This window comes from Streptomyces sp. NPDC088746 (genome assembly GCF_044751065.1).
Classification (GTDB): domain Bacteria; phylum Actinomycetota; class Actinomycetes; order Streptomycetales; family Streptomycetaceae; genus Streptomyces.
In genome coordinates this window covers 623,716-639,683 of the sequence record NZ_JBIVLA010000004.1, presented here as the reverse complement: position 1 = coordinate 639,683, position 15,968 = coordinate 623,716, and the positions used below count along the sequence as shown (strand labels likewise).

At 71.5% G+C, this 15,968-nt stretch carries 16 protein-coding genes; 8 read left to right on the top strand and 8 right to left on the bottom strand.

All coding sequences use genetic code 11. The features are described 5' to 3' along the window. Nucleotides 1-64 precede the first annotated feature (64 nt). The 8 genes from ACIP63_RS21810 to ACIP63_RS21775 all read right to left on the bottom strand — a co-directional run bounded on the left by ACIP63_RS21810 (nt 65) and on the right by ACIP63_RS21775 (nt 8,917). Nucleotides 65-1,360, bottom strand: a complete 1,296-nt coding sequence (locus ACIP63_RS21810) for an NAD(P)-binding domain-containing protein (RefSeq protein WP_401517957.1) — start codon at nt 1,358-1,360, stop codon at nt 65-67. After that, entirely contained in the window at nt 1,360-2,595 is a 1,236-nt protein-coding gene (locus ACIP63_RS21805) for an NAD(P)/FAD-dependent oxidoreductase (RefSeq protein WP_401517954.1), read from the bottom strand. The genes ACIP63_RS21810 and ACIP63_RS21805 overlap by 1 nt, the downstream gene beginning before the upstream one ends. Continuing rightward, nucleotides 2,592-2,786, bottom strand: a complete 195-nt coding sequence (locus ACIP63_RS21800) for a ferredoxin (protein ID WP_401517952.1) — start codon at nt 2,784-2,786, stop codon at nt 2,592-2,594. The genes ACIP63_RS21805 and ACIP63_RS21800 overlap by 4 nt, the downstream gene beginning before the upstream one ends. A gap of 207 nt (nt 2,787-2,993) precedes the next feature. Beyond that, nucleotides 2,994-3,722 (bottom strand): TetR/AcrR family transcriptional regulator, encoded by a 729-nt coding sequence (locus ACIP63_RS21795; protein WP_401517950.1) that lies wholly within the window; start codon nt 3,720-3,722, stop codon nt 2,994-2,996. Nucleotides 3,723-3,795: 73 nt separating this feature from the next. Beyond that, nucleotides 3,796-5,178: an amidohydrolase family protein gene (locus ACIP63_RS21790; protein WP_401517947.1), complete on the bottom strand. Its 1,383-nt coding sequence runs from the start codon at nt 5,176-5,178 to the stop codon at nt 3,796-3,798. Beyond that, the gene (locus ACIP63_RS21785; RefSeq protein ID WP_401517945.1) at nt 5,175-6,449 is read right to left on the bottom strand and encodes a CoA transferase; all 1,275 of its coding nucleotides are present in this window, start codon (nt 6,447-6,449) and stop codon (nt 5,175-5,177) included. Before ACIP63_RS21785 ends, ACIP63_RS21790 begins: the two co-directional genes overlap by 4 nt. Next, nucleotides 6,433-7,473 (bottom strand): enoyl-CoA hydratase/isomerase family protein, encoded by a 1,041-nt coding sequence (locus ACIP63_RS21780; RefSeq protein ID WP_401517943.1) that lies wholly within the window; start codon nt 7,471-7,473, stop codon nt 6,433-6,435. Before ACIP63_RS21780 ends, ACIP63_RS21785 begins: the two co-directional genes overlap by 17 nt. An 85-nt stretch (nt 7,474-7,558) precedes the next feature. Beyond that, nucleotides 7,559-8,917, bottom strand: a complete 1,359-nt coding sequence (locus ACIP63_RS21775; RefSeq protein WP_401517941.1) for a carboxypeptidase regulatory-like domain-containing protein — start codon at nt 8,915-8,917, stop codon at nt 7,559-7,561. 115 nt (nt 8,918-9,032) lie between these two features. On the opposite strand from ACIP63_RS21775, the gene ACIP63_RS21770 reads away from it, so the two are divergent. From ACIP63_RS21770 to ACIP63_RS21735, 8 genes are all read left to right on the top strand, one after another. Beyond that, nucleotides 9,033-9,515: a MarR family winged helix-turn-helix transcriptional regulator gene (locus ACIP63_RS21770; protein WP_401517938.1), complete on the top strand. Its 483-nt coding sequence runs from the start codon at nt 9,033-9,035 to the stop codon at nt 9,513-9,515. After that, the gene (locus ACIP63_RS21765) at nt 9,512-10,141 is read left to right on the top strand and encodes a TetR/AcrR family transcriptional regulator (protein WP_401517935.1); all 630 of its coding nucleotides are present in this window, start codon (nt 9,512-9,514) and stop codon (nt 10,139-10,141) included. The genes ACIP63_RS21770 and ACIP63_RS21765 overlap by 4 nt, the downstream gene beginning before the upstream one ends. A 112-nt stretch (nt 10,142-10,253) precedes the next feature. Further along, the gene (locus tag ACIP63_RS21760; protein ID WP_401517932.1) at nt 10,254-11,588 is read left to right on the top strand and encodes an SRPBCC family protein; all 1,335 of its coding nucleotides are present in this window, start codon (nt 10,254-10,256) and stop codon (nt 11,586-11,588) included. Further along, nucleotides 11,585-11,923, top strand: a complete 339-nt coding sequence (locus ACIP63_RS21755; RefSeq protein WP_401517931.1) for a 2Fe-2S iron-sulfur cluster-binding protein — start codon at nt 11,585-11,587, stop codon at nt 11,921-11,923. The genes ACIP63_RS21760 and ACIP63_RS21755 overlap by 4 nt, the downstream gene beginning before the upstream one ends. A gap of 122 nt (nt 11,924-12,045) precedes the next feature. Beyond that, the gene (locus ACIP63_RS21750) at nt 12,046-13,692 is read left to right on the top strand and encodes an FAD-binding protein (protein ID WP_401517930.1); all 1,647 of its coding nucleotides are present in this window, start codon (nt 12,046-12,048) and stop codon (nt 13,690-13,692) included. Continuing rightward, nucleotides 13,689-14,681 (top strand): thiamine pyrophosphate-dependent dehydrogenase E1 component subunit alpha, encoded by a 993-nt coding sequence (locus ACIP63_RS21745; protein WP_401517927.1) that lies wholly within the window; start codon nt 13,689-13,691, stop codon nt 14,679-14,681. The genes ACIP63_RS21750 and ACIP63_RS21745 overlap by 4 nt, the downstream gene beginning before the upstream one ends. Further along, nucleotides 14,678-15,700, top strand: a complete 1,023-nt coding sequence (locus tag ACIP63_RS21740; RefSeq protein WP_401517925.1) for an alpha-ketoacid dehydrogenase subunit beta — start codon at nt 14,678-14,680, stop codon at nt 15,698-15,700. Before ACIP63_RS21745 ends, ACIP63_RS21740 begins: the two co-directional genes overlap by 4 nt. Then, a complete protein-coding gene (locus tag ACIP63_RS21735) occupies nt 15,697-15,927 on the top strand; it encodes a biotin/lipoyl-containing protein (protein ID WP_401517923.1) in 231 nt (76 codons plus the stop codon). The genes ACIP63_RS21740 and ACIP63_RS21735 overlap by 4 nt, the downstream gene beginning before the upstream one ends. Nucleotides 15,928-15,968: the final 41 nt, after the last annotated feature.

The window sequence follows — 15,968 nt, the reverse complement described above, 5'->3', positions numbered from 1 at the left end:
CGGCGTCCGGGACGCGGAGCCGCGCGGGTGGGGATGGGCGGGGCCGCCCGGATCGGGGTCCGGGTCAGTCCTGGGGTGGGGCGGCGGCGTCCTTCTGTGCGGCGATGGCTTCCTCGAAGCCGTTCCGGACGGCTGTCGCGTTGCCCCAGCCGACGTACAGCGCCAGATGAAGCGCGGCTTCGCGCAGTTGGCCGGCGTCGAGCTCGCCGTTGATCAGTGCACCCTCGGTCTGGATCCGGATGAGGTCGCTGCGCCCCAGGGCGGCGGTCGCACCGAGGACCAGCAGGCGGCGGTCACGCACGGACAGGGCGGGACGCGACCACACCTCACCGAACAGATAGCTGACGGTGGCGTCCATGAAGGGGTCGCCGACAGGACTCTTCGGCATGGCGTCGCTGAAACCCGGTCCGTAGACCTGGTCCATCAGCTCGAGACCGCGCAGGTATACGGCGTTCGGGTCCTCGTCCACCTCGGTGGACGGTTCCGGCGCAGCCGCCTGTGCGGGGCCGGGCTCCTCGGCCGACGGCAGGTCGAGAGTCTCCGCCGCGCGTTCCCGGCTGACCCGGACGCCCGGCACGGACACGCCGAGATCCTCCGCGAGAGCCAGCGCCGCGTCCAGATCCTTGGTCATCAGTGGCGTGATCTGCCGACCGGCGGCATCGGGCAACTTCCCGTCCTCGCCGCGCATCCCGAGCAGTTGGAGCAGGGTGTGCCCCTCGGGATCGGCCGCCTCGATCACCTCGGCAAGCCGTCCGGGATCCACGCCGGCCGCCGAAGCGAGCGCCGCGGCCTCGTGAACGGTGCGCCAGGTGCCGTAGGTCACGACGTTACGGGCGATCTTGGTGGCCATCCCGGCTCCGGACGGGCCGCAGTGGACGATCCGCTTGGCCCAGCCGGCCAGGACCGGGCGGGCGGACTCCACCACCGCGGCGTCCCCGCCGACGATCGCCACCATGCCGTGCTCGGCAGCCTTGTCACCGGGCGTGACCCCGCAGTCGAGGAAGCCCACCTCGCGCTCGGCGCAGGCCGCCGCCAGCTCCCGTACGACCGGCAGGGCCACGGTGGAGAGCAGCACCACGGTGGAACCCGGGCGGGCGCCCGAGAGTATTCCGTCCTCGCCGGTGATCGCCTGGCGCGCCTGGGCCGCGTTCACGACGGCGACCATCACCACGTCACTGGTTTCGGCAACCTCGGCGGGTGACGCCAGGACGCCCGGCACGCCCGGCAGTTGGTCCGACGCGTCGGGACGGACGTCGAACACGGCCGGCGCCTGACCGCTGCGGGCCAGGCTGACGGCGACGCCGCCGCCGATCATCCCGAGACCCACCACTCCGGCCCGTGGAGTCGTCTTCGGTGTCATCACACGCTCCCTGTGCCGGTGGTCACGGCCGGCGTGGTGCCTGCCATGTCGAACGGTTCGGCCGCCACCACGGCGGCCCGCCAACTCCGCACCGCGCGGACCATGTTGACGCCCGCGACGCCGCAGACCCGGCCGCCCTTGCCGTACACGGCGACCAACTTGCGCTCGGCCGTCGAGCCCTCCACGATCCGGACGACGTCGGCGCCACGCGTCGAACCGTAGATCTGGATCTTGAGGTCGTACTGGTCGGACCAGACGTAGGGGACGGGAGCGAACGGCGTCGCACCATCCGGGCCGGCGAGAATGTTCCTGGCGACGGCGAGTCCTGCCTCGGACGCGTTGGTCCGGTGCTCGATCCGGGTGAGCTCACCGGTCACCGGATGCGGCCAGCAGGCCACGTCCCCGGCTGCCCACACACCGTTGCCGGCGTGCAGGGTCGCGTCGCAGAGCACACCGTTGCCGAGCGGCACGCCGCTGCCCCGCAGCCAGTCGATGGCGGGCCGGGCGCCGATGCCGACCAGGACGACGTCGGCCGCTACGGTGCGGTCGTCGGCGAGCCGGACACCGGTCGCGCGTCCCGTTCCGTCGTGCAGGACGTCCCGCACCAGAACGCCGGGCTCGATGCGTATCCCGTGTTCGCGGTGGACGTCGGCCAGCATCGAGCCGAGCTCCGCGCCGAGACTGTCGGCCAAGGGCACCGCGACGTCGGTCACCATGGTCACCTCGCAGCCCAGCTCGCGGGCGACCGAAGCCGCTTCGGCCCCGACGAAACCGGAGCCGACGATCACCAGGCGGGTGCCCGGCCGCAGCGCGGTGCGCAGGGCGAGGGCGTCCTCCAGGGTGCGGAGGGTGTGCACGCCGGTGAGCTGGTCGGCTCCGGGGAGACGACGAGCATGGGCTCCGGTGGCCACCACCAGGTGGCGGTAGCCGATCCGGGAGCCGTCCGCCAGCGCGACTTCGCGGCGCCGGGTGTCCAGAGCCACCGCCGCGCTGCCCAGTCGCAGGTCGAGGCCGAGTTCGGCGAGGACCTCGGGGGCCCGCAGCGCCAAGCGGTCGGTCTCCCAGTCCCCGGCGAGCAGTTGCTTGGAGAGCGGAGGGCGGTCGTAGGGAGCGTGGATCTCGTCACCGACGAGAGTGAGCGGGCCCGTGTAGCCGCCCCGGCGCAGGCCCTCGGCCGCGCTCAGTCCGGCGGCCGAGGCGCCGACCACCACGACGGGACCGGTGGGACCGGTCATGCCTCCACCTCTATGGCGGCCGCCGGGCAGACGGCCGCGGCCTCGCGCACCGCCGCGAGCTGTTCGGCGGGCGGGTCGGTGTCGAGCAGGATCACGACGCCGTCGTCGTCGCGCTGGTCGAAGACGTCGGGCGCGGCCAGGACGCACTGTCCGGCGCCGCAGCACTTGTCGTAGTCGATCGAAATGTTCACGGAATACCTCCGTCACGCCCCGTGGGGGGCCGGGTAGCGCACGGTCGGGTGGACAGGGGAACATGCGTGGCCCTGTCACCTAACTAAGTTCAGTTACGCACGCTAGACCCCCCGGATCGGCGATGCAATCCGGGGGCCGGGATTTTGCCGTTCCCTGACTCAGGCGCAACATGCCTGGTCAGACGGTGAGTTACGGGAAGGAGGAGGTCAGGTGGAGGAAGTGTCGCCCGTGAGGAGGGAACGGATCTTCCGTGCGGCTTCCGTGTCGGCCGCGGGCGGCTGCGCGACATCCGATTCCGCCGTCGGCACCAGCGAGTCGACGAGCCCGGACGCCAGCTCCTCGGTCAGGGACCCGTCCCCTTGCTCCGCCTTCAGCGCGTGGTGCAGAGCGATCGAGCCGTGCAGCCCGGCCCACAGCGTCTGGGCCGCCTGTTCGTCAGGGAGGTGTACTGCGTGGCCCGCCGCCCGGCACTGTGCGAAGCCCTCCCGCAGCGTCTGGCTGATGTGGCGGGAAGGATGCAGGTGCAGCCGGGCCGCGGTCACCTCCGGCTGGCGTGTCTCGTACATGAGGCGGTAATGGCCCGGGAGCTCCCGGGCGAACCGGCAGTACGCGTACGCCTGCTCCGCCAGTCGCTCCTTCGCGGGGCGACCCGCGTCGGCGGCACGGGCGTCCGCGGCCCGCATCCGAGCGGCGAGATCGGTGTACTTGTCTTCCAGGGCGGCCCATACGAGGTCGGCCTTGTCCGAAAAGTGAAGGTAGATGCTGGGGGCTGCAACGCCTGCCTCACGGGCCACCGCGCGCATCGTCAGCTTCTCGGCGCCGCCCCATTCGTCCAGCAGCCGGGCGACCGCGTTCAGAATCTCCCGGCGCAGCTGCTCACCCTGCCCGCGCGGGCTCCGCTCCCGGCGCACGGTGTCGCCCGCGTCCTTGTTCATGTCGTCCCTTCGCCGTGTTCCGGACAGAATAATCCGGCCACTTCCAGGCCGTCCGAACCGCCGGCGGCCCGAGTCAGCGGGGGTGGACCACCCGGCCGTTCCGCAGGACCAGGGCGACGTGCCCGGCCGTCGGCCGGGCCAGCGCCTCCGTGAGAGGCACGTACAGCAGGCACAGGTCGGCCCGGACGCCCGGTGTGACGCGCCGTACCCGGCCTCCGGGCTCGTCCGGGGGTGACAGGAACCCCTCCAGGGCGACGCGTGCGGGGACCCGCTCGGCGGGCGAGACGACGCGGCCCGATGGTGTGCGGCGGGTGCTCGCGGCTGCGATGGAGGCCCACGGGTCCGGGTCGCCGTACGGGGCGTCGCTGGACGCGGCCACCGGGATGCCGTGCGCGAGCAGCGAGGCGTACGGATAGAGATGGGCGCGGTCCTCGGGGTCGACGTCGCGGACGTAGTCGTCGCCCCTGGTGGTGAGGAGTGTGGGCTGGGTGACGACCCTGACGCCGCATTCGGCCAGCATCGGGCACACTTCCGGCGGCACCACGGCGGCGTGCTCGACGCGGTCCCCGGGGTGCGGGCCGGCCTCCTGGAGCGCCACCAGCGTCAGGATCAAGGACTCGCGGGTCACGCAGTGCACCGCCACCGGCCGGCCGGCCGCGTGGGCGGCCGCGATGCGCACCGTGAGCGCCTCCAGGGCGGGCAGGTCGTGGTCCCGCAGATGAATCTTGTGCGGGGCATCACCGCAGTCGGCCCCCATGAGGTGGAGGGACTGGGGGATTGCGCCTGAAGCGCTCGCGTCGTACAGCAGCTTCAGCGCGCCCGTGTCGAGATCGGGCGTCGCGTCGGTGACCCCGGTGATGCCGTAGGAGGCGAGCCTGGCGCCCACCGGCCCGAGGTCGGGCGGCGCCGTCGGCAGGGCGGGGCGCAGCCTGGCGTCGTACCGCCACAGGCGTCCGGTGGGCGCCCCGGCGGCGTCACGCTCCACGTCGGAGGAGTCGTCCAGTGCGGGCGCGACCGCGTGCAGCGCCCGGGAGTTGAGGATCCACAGGGCTCCGCCGCGGTGCTGGATCCTGACCGGGCGCTCCGGGACGAGCCGGTCCAGCAGGTGCCGGTCAGGGAGGCCGGCCACCGACTCGGCATAACCCGTGCCGCGCAGCCAGCCGCCCGGAGGGAGGTCCCGGCCGGCCGAGCGCAGGGCGGCGGCCAGCGAGTCCAGGGAAGTGACGGAAGGTGGGCCGCAGTCCACCGAGCCGGCGCGGGCGGCCAGCGCGAGCAGGTGGATGTGGTGGTCGTGCAGTCCGGGCAACAGCGCACCGCCCCGGGCGTCATGGACCTCCTCGCCCGCCTGGGGCCGTAGCCGGACGCCCACCTCTGCGACATGCGTTCCGCGGATGCGTACGTCGCACAGCGCCCCGTCGACCTCTACGCGCGCGAGCAGCATCCCTGTGACGGTCACGCGCCGTCTCCCGTGAACGCGGCGTTGTCCGCGCCCAGGGCGCGTGCCGGGCCGTGCGGGGAGCGGGAGTGCGGTGCCCGGACGGGGAAACGGGCGTGCTCGGTCTCGGCCTGCCAGGTGCCGTCCGGGCACCGACGGACCGCGTGGGGCTCGGGTCCGGGCGCGGTGGCCGCCGCGACGGCGACGTCCCGCATGGCGAGGTCGATGAGCCGGCCGTGCCCCTCGCGCAGGGCCGCGGCGGTGGCCGCCGCCGCGGCCACGCCGGTGAGGGGATCGGCCAGGGCGTCCCCGCAGGGCAGTGGTTCGCCGGTCGCCGGGTCCTGGACCACCAGCCCGGCGGCTGCCGCGACGTCGTCGCCGAAGCCCACACGCTCGGCCCACGGGCCGGAACGGCCGTACGCGGTGATGCTGGTCCACACCGTGCCGCGGTCGACGGCCTCCTCCGCGAGCACCCCCATACGGCGCAGGGCGCGCGGGCGGGAGGACTCCAGCACCACGTCGGCCCGTTCCACCAGGCGGCGCAGAGCGTCCCGGCCCGGGGCCGAGGTGAGGTCCAGGCAGACCGAGGCGTGGCCGGCGTGCAGCAGGTCGTAGAAGGCCGGAGGACCCGAGCGTGCGCCGTCGGGCCTCTCGGGGCTCTCCACCTTGACGACCCGTGCGCCGGTGAGGCCCAGAAGGTGGGCGCACAGGGGGCCGGCCCACAGTGCGCTGAGATCGACCACGAGGGGAGGCAGTCCGGGCGTGCGACGAGGGGCGCCCTTCACGATCGCCTGGCGGGCGCGGTGAACGGCCTGCTCGTCCTCGGCCTCGCCGGGGGTGGCAGGGACCGAGCAGGCGGGGATCCCGAGGAGCTGGGCCCGCCCCACGGCGTCCGCCGCGACCTGGCCGGCGGCCCAGTCGGCCACCGCTGCCCACGGGTCACCGCCGTCGCCGTCCTCGATCAGCGCGGGGACGAGTTCGAGGTCCGTCGGGCGGGCGAGGGAGATGCCCATCGGGCCGTCCGTACAGGACAGGATGCGGAAGGCCCCGCCGACGGACCGGGGCGCGCGCCGGGCGAACCCGGCCGAGGCCGCACGCTCACCGAGCAGCCGGTGCCCCGGCAGTCGCGCGGGGTCCGTCCCGGTGTCCCCCGCGAACGCGGCGAGCGCCCGGCGTACGGCACCGGCCGGATCGCCCGGCGAGGCGAGGGGCGGCCCGTCGGCCCGGCCGCTCAGTGCCATCCCGCCACAGGCCGCCCAGCCGGCGAGCGGGCTCTCAGCCGTGGACGGCAAGGTGGTCCACCAGTCCCCAGTCCTGGGCCGTTCCGGCGTCGAGGCGTTCGCCGGTCAGTGCCATGAACGCCGTACGCCAGCGGCCGATCCGGTGGGTGATGCTGACGGTGCCGCCCGCTCCGGGTATCAGCCCCATGGAGAGTTCGGGCAGCTGGAAGAACGTGTCCGGGTGGGCGGTGATCCGTCCGGCGAAAGCGGGCACTTCGATCCCGGCCCCGACACAGGCGCCGTGCAGACGCGCATGGACCCGTTCGCGGCAGCGGTCGACGGCTGCGCCCGCGCTCTGCCGAAGGCGCAGGACGTGCGCGGTCGCCGGGTCGGGCGTGGTTCCGAACTCGTCGAGGTCCCCACCGCTGCAGAAGGCAGGGCCGCGCCCGCTGAGCTCCACACCGGTGACCGTGTCGTCCAGCCGGGCGATCTCCAGCGCTTCCACCAGGCCGTCGCGCAGTGCGGCACTGAACGCGTTGCGCCGTCCGGGCCGGTTGAGTTCGACGCGCAGCAGCCCGCCGTCGCGGTGGACGAGGACGGGATCGGCGGAGGAAGAACCGGGCCGTCGGGGCCGCCCGGCCCGCCAGACGGCGAACTCGGGACCGGCGAGCAGCGTCGAATACGCGGCGGACTCCGCGCCCAGACCCTCGGAGACGGGCAGCTGTTCCGTTGCCCGCAGCAGCCCGGCCAGGGTCAGAGCGGCGAGCGGGGCGCCCCGTACGGACCGCCCCAGCCGCTCGGCCGACATGCGGGCGTCGGCGACGGGGACGTACGTCCGGGGATCGGCGTCCCCTGGCGGCGGGCCCTCCACCAGCGTGCAGTCGAGCATGGCGAGCAGGGGGACGGCCGTGGCCGGCAACGGCCCCCGGGCCACCCCCACCATGATCCGGCCGCCGTCGCGCGGGGCGCCCGGCAGCCGTTCGAGGACGTCGGGGTCGCCCAGATCGAGCAGGGCGAGGGGGTTCCGCGGATACCCGTCCTCGTCCAGGACCAAGGGGACCGAGGCGTCGTCGAAATGTTGTCCGTTCAGCTGCATGGTGCGGCCATTAGTTCATCATGGGCCCGCCGCGGTCCAGGGGCCTGCGCCGCCGACCTGGACCGCGGACCTGGGGAGGCCGCCCTCAGCCGGCCACAACGCTCCGACCGGGCATGATGAAGTCCTTCCGCTGCTGCCGCCCTTCCTGGGGCAGGACGTGCGCCGTGGCGGGCAGGCGTCCCGGCGCCGAGAGGATCATGACCAGGAACTGCTCCGGCATGCCGGTGAGCCCGTACACACCGTTCTCGTCGGTGCGGGCATGGGCCAGCTGGCGGCCCTGGGCGTCGATCACGGTGACCCGCGCGCCCGCGACGGTCGCGCCGGACTCCTCGGTCACCGTTCCGTACACCATGGGGGACTCCCCGAGAGCCGAACGGTGACCGGGACGGATCGCGTGCGGCATGGGCGCCTCTATGGAGGGGTCCTCCACGACCGCCTCCACCACGGTGTCGTCTCCTTCCGCGGCCGCCGCGCGGCTCTTCATCCGCCGTTCGCGCAGCACTCCCGCGGCGACCAGCGAGGCTCCTGCCACCAGCCAGGCGGCGAGCACCAGAGTGGGGCGGAGCAGGCCCTTGTTGTCGAAGTAGAAGACTCCGTGCAGGGCGTCCACCAGGTTGCCGAGCGGCATCACGGGGTGCAGCACGCGGAAGAACCCGGGCACCATCTGGTAGGGCATGGCCCCACCGCTCGACGGGATGTTGAGCAGGACGAACAGGCCCATGGCCACACCCGGGATGAACTGCTTCACGTAAGGCACCAGCCCGTACGTGACCCAGGCGACCAGTTGGGTGACCGCGAAGGCGTAGAGCAGGGCGAGCGGTTCGTTGGGGATGACATCCACCGCGAGGCCGACCAGATAGCCAACGACTGTGATGAACGCGCCCACGCCGGCGAACGTCAGCAGCTTCGCCCGGCGGCCGAGGGTCACCACGCGGAGCATCATCATGACGGACACGTACGGCACGATGGTCCACGTCATCGTGAGGTAGAACAGCGACGTTCCCGTGGAGTCCCCGGACGCGACCGGTGCGACGTCGGTCGTCGTGAGTTCGGCGCCCGACGCTCCGGCCACCTTCTCGAAGGTCTGCTGGACGGCCGATTCCAGCATGGTGCCGTTCGCCTTCGCGACGTACAGCGTGGCCTTGCCGTCGGCGCCGGCCGCGTAGGAGGCGACCGCGTCCCTGTCGAGCACCTTCTGCTCGGCGTCGGCGGCGTCCGTCGCCGTCAGGATCTCGAAGGCACCAGGGGCCTCGGCGGACAGGGCGGTGCGCACCTGTGCGGCGGCCGCCGGTGTGGAGACCGCGATCTTGACGTCGTGCGGCGTGGGGTTGTGGAACGGAAGCAGGTAGCAGAGCAGGAACCCGAAGAAGAAGAAGATCGGGAACCAGAGTCCGCCGGTCAGGGTACGCAGGAGACCCGGATTGCTGTCGGGTTGCTCGGACACGAGCACTCCTTTCACACCCGGCGGTAACCAGGGCGTAGACATTACTTAAGTTAGGTAAGGATATATCGCCGAGGGCCGGTACCCGACACGGGGGTCGGTGAGGGAGGATGGGGGAGTGTCCGACCAGGAAGATTCCGCACTCCATGAGCTCCAGCAGGCGATGATGACGTTCGCCTACGCCATGACGCGTTCGCAGGTGCACGCGACGTTCGTGGCGACGCTGGACGTGAAGGTGGAGCGGGCGGGGGTCTCGCTCATGCGCGTGCTGCGCCGGGCGGACGAGCCCATGAGCATCGGCGTCATCGCCGAACGCCTGCTCGTTCATGCGCCGCACGTCACCCGTCAGGTGACGCAGCTCCAGGCGCAGGGGCTGGTCGAGCGGACCCGGGACGCCGGCGACCAGCGGGTCCAGCGGGTCCGGCTCACCTCCCAGGGCGAGCGACTGGTCGACCAGCTGGAGGAAGAGCTGGTCGAGCGGCTGCGGCGGCTGCTCGCGGACGTGGACGTGAAGGACGTCACCGCGACGGCGCGGGTGCTGCGGCTGCTGTCGGACGACACCAGGCCGGCGAACCAGGAGCGGGAAGGCGGGGCGGCATGACCCAGGGGGGCAAGCGGGGGCGCCCGGCAGGTGTGGACGGGGAGCAGACGCGACGGCGCATCATGTTCGTCGCGGCCGAGTACGTGGCCGAGGTCGGCTACGCCAACGCCACCATGAAGGACATCGCCGGCCGGGCGGGCATCACGGGCGCGGCGATCTACCGCTATTTCCCCTCCAAGAAGGAGCTCGTGGCGGCGACGCTGGACGAGACGATGAACAGCATTCTGAGCCGTCTCGACCTGGCCACCCAGATCCCCGGCACCCTCCAGCAGCGCTTCGTGGCCGTGCTGGAGGAGTCTCTGGCGTGCATGCGGGAGTACCCGGCGGCGACCCGGCTCAACGAAGCCGTCCAGATGGAGGCGGGCCGTCATCCGGAATTCGGTGAGGCGCTCGTCGCCCGGCAGGACGCTGAGGAGAAGCTGTACACCCGCCTCATCGACGACGCCGTGCGCCATGGTGAGCTGGCCGAGGACGTCGACAGGCAGGCGCTGAGCGACATGCTCACCTCCCTCACCTGGGGGCTGACCCACCTGGCGGCGACCGTGTCCCGGGATCGGCACGCGGCCGCGATCCGGCAGTTCGAGGCGCTGCTCGTCAGCGGATCCCTGGGGCCGCGGCACGCCTGAACGGCGCCGCCCGACGTAATTCAGTTCGTGTACACCCCTTGACCCCCTGGGTTTCGTGCTCGTAAATAAGTGAACGGCTATTTACTTACGTTGCGCCAAAGGAGGCGACGACGTGTCACTCACCCCTGATCCGAACCGGTCGACGGCCACGATCCCGCACGCCATCGAGCACCCCGCGCGAGTGCCGGCCCAGCGGTACTACTCCCGCGAGTTCGCCCAGCTGGAGAAGGACCACCTGTGGTCCCGCGTCTGGCAGATGGCCTGTCGTCTGGAAGAGATCCCCAGGCCCGGCGACTTCACCGAGTACACCATCAACGACCAGTCCATCCTCGTCGTCCGGGAGTCGGACGACTCGATCAAGGCGTACTTCAACGCCTGCCGCCACCGGGCCACCGCCCTGGGCAACGGCACCGGCACCTTCCACGGGCGGCAGATCGTCTGTCCGTACCACGGCTGGCGGTGGAACCTCGACGGTTCCAACTCCTACGTCTACGCCGAGCGGGGTTTCACCCCCGCCTGTCTCGACCCGGAGCTCCTGCGACTGCGGGAGTGCCAGGTCGGCACGTGGGGCGGCATGGTGTTCGTCAACCCGGACTCCGACGCCCCGCCGCTCAGCGAGTTCCTCAAGGACATCGCCGAAGCGCTCGACCCCATCGCCTTCGACCGTATGCAGGTCCGGTGGTGGCGCCACATCGTGCTGCCGGCGAACTGGAAGATGGCGCAGGAGGCGTTCCTGGAGGCCTACCACGTCATGCAGGCGCACCCCTCGCTCAGCATGGGCGCCGCCGACGAGGACTACGACGTGGACGCGATCGGCGGCCCCTTCGAGTGCTTCGAGGCCGGGCACGCCCACTCGACACCCGCCGAAGGCGGCGCCTCGCCCGTCAAGGGCATGTCCATGGCGGACTACTTCATCCAGTTCAACAACGCGCTCTACTTCGGCACCGACGCGTACACGACGGACCGCGAGGCATTCATCCAGCAGGGCCTCATGGAACGCGACATCCCCGCCGAGGAGTTCCCCGCCAAGTTCTTCGAGGCGCTGTACGCGTACGCCGAGGGCGCCGGCATCGCCCTGCCCCCGCCGCCCACCGCCACCACCGGGTACGGCCACATCTTCCCCAACCTCACCTTCCTCCCCGCCTACGGCAACTCGATCATCTACCGGGTGCGCCCCAACGGCGACGACCCCGAGAGCTGCCTCTTCGAGGTGTGGGCCGTACAGATCCCGACCGCCGACGCCGGCGAGCCGGAACGCCCCGAACTGGAGGGGCCCGTCCCGGTCGAGGAGTGGCCGCAGATCTTCAAGGAGGACTACCGCAACGTCATCGCCCAGCAGAAGGGCATCCGCACCCAGGGGCTGGACGACCTGATCCTCTCCGAGCAGTACGAGGCGATGATCGTGAACAACCACCGGGCCATTGACACCTACCTGACACGGCCGTGAGCGCGACGGCCCGGGTGCGCGTCGAGCCCGCCGGCGTCGAACTGGACGTGCGGTCCGGGGAGTCCGTGTTCGAGGCGGCTCTCCGGCAGGGGCTCACCTGGCCCACCATCTGCTACGGGCAGGCCCGCTGCACCGCCTGCGCCCTCGAGGTACTGGACGGGCACCCCGCCGCAGACCCGGTGGGCCCCGAAGAGCAGGGCGTGCTGCGGCAGTTGGCCCAGCGCCGCCGAGGGTCCGTCCGTGACACCCGGCTGGCGTGCCGGCTCACCGTGACCGGAGCGGTCACGGTCGAGAAGAAGGGCGCGAAGCCCACGGACGGCGATCCTGCCGCCTAGTGCCCCTCCCGGAAGACATCGCCGGTCACGGCACTGCCCGTGACGGCCGGGACCACAAGGACCGCACTCCGGCATCAACACATCGGCGTTGACACGCCGAACCGAAACCAAGGAACGACCAGATGGCAGTTCAGCACCATCACGGCCCACCGGCGGACGAGACCTACGACGTGATCGTGGTCGGATTCGGCGGAGCAGGGGCATGCGCGGCGATCGCCGCCGCGGAGGCCGGGGCCTCCGTCCTCGTCCTGGAGCGCTCCTACGGAGGCGGCTCCACCGCACACTCCGGCGGCGTCGTCTACGCGGGCGGCGGCACCGACGTGCAGCGGGGGGCCGGCGTCGCCGACACCCCCGACCAGATGTTCGCGTACCTGAAGAAGGAGACCCAGGGGGCCGTCGCCGACGAGACGCTGCGCGCCTTCGCCGACGGCAGCCCGGGGATGATCGGCTGGCTGCGCAAGCAGGGCCTGGAGTTCGACAGCAGCCTCTGCGACTACAAGACGTCGTACCCGACGAACCGCCACTACCTGTACTACTCCGGGAACGAACTCGTCCCCGAGTTCGCCGACGTCGCCCGGCCCGCCGCCCGCGGACACCGGACGCACGCCAAGAACTTCACCGGCGCCGTCTACTACGAGCGCCTGCGCCGCTCAGCCTTGGAGAAGGGCGTCACGGTGCGCCCGCTGGCCGACGTACGCCGTCTGATCACCGAGGACGGCAAGGTCGTGGGCGTCGAGTTCGACGCGCCGGAGCGCGGCCGTGAGCCCGGCCACTGGCACGAGAAGCTCGCCAAGGCCGCCGGAAAGCTGACGATCTACTACCAGCCGGTGGGCAGCCGCCTGAGCCGGGCCGCCGACACGGTCCAGCGCCGCCGCTCCCGTACGTACCAGGCGCGAGCCAGGGGCGGCGTCGTCCTCGCCACCGGGGGATTCGGCTTCGACAAGGAGATGATCCGCCGGCACGCACCCCGCTACGTCGACATCAATCCCCTCGGCCCCGGCGGAGAGACCGGTTCCGCGGTCAAGCTGGGTGCGCAGGTGGGCGCCGCCACCGACCGGATGGACTCCATCTCGGGATGGCGCTTCATCTGCCCGCCGGCCGCCTTCATGAAGGGCATCGTCGTGAACGCCCAGGGGCGGCGGTTCACCAACGAACAGCTCTACGGCGCGACCATGACGAAGCCGCTGATCGAGGAACACGGCGGACGGGGCTTCGTGATCCTGGACGCCGAGACCTGGCGTCTGGCCCGGTCCCAGCTGCGCACCCAGGCGGCCTTCTTCCACGTGCCTCAACTGGCCTACATATTCAGCCCGTTCGGCCATCGCAAGGCCGACAGCCTCGCGAAGCTGGCACGTGCCTGCGGGATCGACGCCTCCGGCCTCGTCGAGGCGGCCGCCGAGCACGACGCGGCTGTCACGGCGGGGGAGCCCGACGCCTTCGGCAAGGACGACGAACACCGTCACAGCCTGGCCAAGGGCCCCTACTACGCCGTCGACATCTCGCCCGACGCCTCGCCCGTCTTCTACCCGATCTCCTTCATCACGCTGGGCGGACTCGTCGTCGACGAACACACCGGCGCATCGGTGCGGGAGGGCGGCGAGGCGATTCCCGGCCTGTACGCGGCCGGGCGCTCGGCCGTCGGGATCTGCAGCAACAGTTACGTTTCCGGCCTCTCCCTGGCCGACGCCGTCTTCTCCGGGCGCCGGGCCGGCGAGCACGCCGCCCTGAGCGCACGGCAGTCCACGAACTCCGAGAAGGAGACCGCATGAGTACCCGGCCCGCCGTGCCGAGCGCCGACGTGCAGCTGGAGATGTTCACGACAGCGACCCGGATCAAACTGTTCGACGAGAAGTACCGGTCGCTGATGGCCGCCGGGCAGATCGGCGGCATGTACTACTCGCCGCGCGGTCAGGAGTTCGCGGCCGTCTCGGTCGCCCAGCACCTGCGCGCGGACGACTACGTGGTCACCATCTACCGCGGCCTGCACGACCAGATAGCCAAGGGCGTCCCCCTGAGGGAGCTGTGGGCCGAGTATCTCGGCAAGGCGGCCGGCACCTGCAAGGGCAAGGGCGGCCCGATGCACGTCACCTCGCCGGAACACGGCCTCATGGTGACGACCGGGGTCGTCGGCTCCGGAATGCCGATCGCCACCGGGCTCGGCCTGTCGGCCCGCATGCGCGGCACCGACCAGGTCACGGTGGTGAACTTCGGCGACGGTGCCTCCAACATCGGGGCCTTCCACGAGTCGATGAACCTCGCCTCGGTCTGGCAGCTGCCGGTGATCTTCGTGTGCCAGAACAACCTCTTCGCCGAGTACACCCCGCTCGCGGAAGGCACCGCGGTGGAACACATCGCCGACCGGGCCGCCGCCTACTCGATGCCGGGCGTCAGGGTGAACGGCAACGACCCGGTCGCCACGTGGCAGGCAGCCGGCGAGGCGATCGACCGCGCGCGGCGCGGCGACGGCCCCACGCTGCTGGAGGCGGAGACGTTCCGCTTCCACGGCCATGTCATGGGAGACCAGCAGAAGTACATGCCGAAGCAGCTGCTCTCCGACGCGATGGCCGCCGACCCCGTGCCCCGCTTCCGGGCGAAACTGCTCGCGGACGGCGTGGCCACCGAGGCGCAACTCGCGGAGGTGGAGGAGAAGGCAGCGGCCGAAGTACTCGACGCGGCCGAGTTCGCGCTCGCCGCCGATCTGCCCGGCATCGAGGAACTCACCACCGACGTCTACGCCCCGGAGGTGGCGGCACGATGACGGACACCCGTACGAAACCGGCTGAGACCGAGGCGGCCGCGCCCCGCAAGATCGGCATGGTCAAGGCCATCAACGAAGCCCTCGACGTCGCCCTGGGGCTGGACGACTCGGTCTTCGCCCTCGGCGAGGACATCCAGGAGCCGTCAGGCGGAGGCTTCGGCATCCACCAGGGTCTGGGCAACAAGTACGGAGCCTCACGGGTCCGGCACACGCCCATCTCCGAGCAGGCCATCATGGGGGCGGCGATCGGCGCCGCCATCTCCGGGATGCGCCCGGTGGCCGAGATCATGCTGATGAACTTCGTGCACGTCTGCGCGGACCAGCTCGTCAACCACGCCGCGAAACTGCGCTACATGTCCGGCGGCCGCACCCCGGTCCCGCTGACCGTCCGCACCGCCACCGGCACCGGCGGCGGATTCGGCGCCCAGCACTCCGACATGCTGGAGGGGCCGCTGGCCCACACCCCCGGCCTGAAGGTGATCGTGCCGAGCAACGCGGCGGACGCGAAGGGGCTGCTCCTCTCCGCGATCTTCGACGACGACCCGTGCGTCTTCGTCGAGATGACCGGGCTGTACTTCTCCGCCAAGGGCGACGTCCCCCGGGGCGACTACCGGGTCCCGCTCGGCAAGGCCCGCATCGCGCGGCCGGGCTCGGACGTCACGCTTCTGACGTACGGGCGACAGGTCGTGGACAGCATGACCGCCGCCGCGAACCTCTCGGCCGAAGGCATCGACGTGGAGGTCATCGACTTGCGCACGCTGTATCCGCTGGACATCGAGACCGTCCTCACCTCCGTGGCCAGGACCGGCCGGGCCGTCGTCGTGCACGAGGCCGTGCGGCGGGGCGGGTTCGGCGCGGAGCTGGCGGCCACGGTGCACGAGGAGCTGTTCGGCGAGCTCAGCTCCCCCGTCAGGAGGATCGCGGCCCCGGACACGCCGGTGCCGTACGCCAAGTCGCTGGAGGACGCCTATCTCCCCGGCGTCCAGCGCATCGAGACGGCCGTCCGGAGGCTCAAGTGAGTCACGAACTGCGCATCCCCCAGCTCGGCGTGACCATGAGCGAGGGCGAGATCACCGAGTGGATGGTCGAGACCGGCGACACCGTGACGGAGGGGCAGGTGCTCTACGTCCTGGCCACCGACAAGACGGAGACGGAGATCGAGTCACCGGCCGCGGGCACCATCGAGGTCCTCGGTGAGCTCGAGAAGACGTACGAGGTGGGAACGGTGATCGGCCTCATCTCCTGAGCAGGGCGGAGGCCCGCTGCGGATCATCCTTCCGCGGCTGG

Excerpts from the sequence above, each read along its gene's own strand:
- ACIP63_RS21805 (WP_401517954.1), bottom strand. The coding sequence starts at position 2,595 with ATGACCGGTCCCACCGGTCCCGTCGTGGTGGTCGGCGCCTCGGCCGCC.
- ACIP63_RS21750 (WP_401517930.1), top strand. The coding sequence starts at position 12,046 with ATGGCAGTTCAGCACCATCACGGCCCACCGGCGGACGAGACCTACGAC.
- ACIP63_RS21810 (WP_401517957.1), bottom strand. The coding sequence starts at position 1,360 with ATGACACCGAAGACGACTCCACGGGCCGGAGTGGTGGGTCTCGGGATG.
- ACIP63_RS21795 (WP_401517950.1), bottom strand. The coding sequence starts at position 3,722 with ATGAACAAGGACGCGGGCGACACCGTGCGCCGGGAGCGGAGCCCGCGC.
- ACIP63_RS21765 (WP_401517935.1), top strand. The coding sequence starts at position 9,512 with ATGACCCAGGGGGGCAAGCGGGGGCGCCCGGCAGGTGTGGACGGGGAG.
- ACIP63_RS21745 (WP_401517927.1), top strand. The coding sequence starts at position 13,689 with ATGAGTACCCGGCCCGCCGTGCCGAGCGCCGACGTGCAGCTGGAGATG.
- ACIP63_RS21780 (WP_401517943.1), bottom strand. The coding sequence starts at position 7,473 with ATGCAGCTGAACGGACAACATTTCGACGACGCCTCGGTCCCCTTGGTC.
- ACIP63_RS21740 (WP_401517925.1), top strand. The coding sequence starts at position 14,678 with ATGACGGACACCCGTACGAAACCGGCTGAGACCGAGGCGGCCGCGCCC.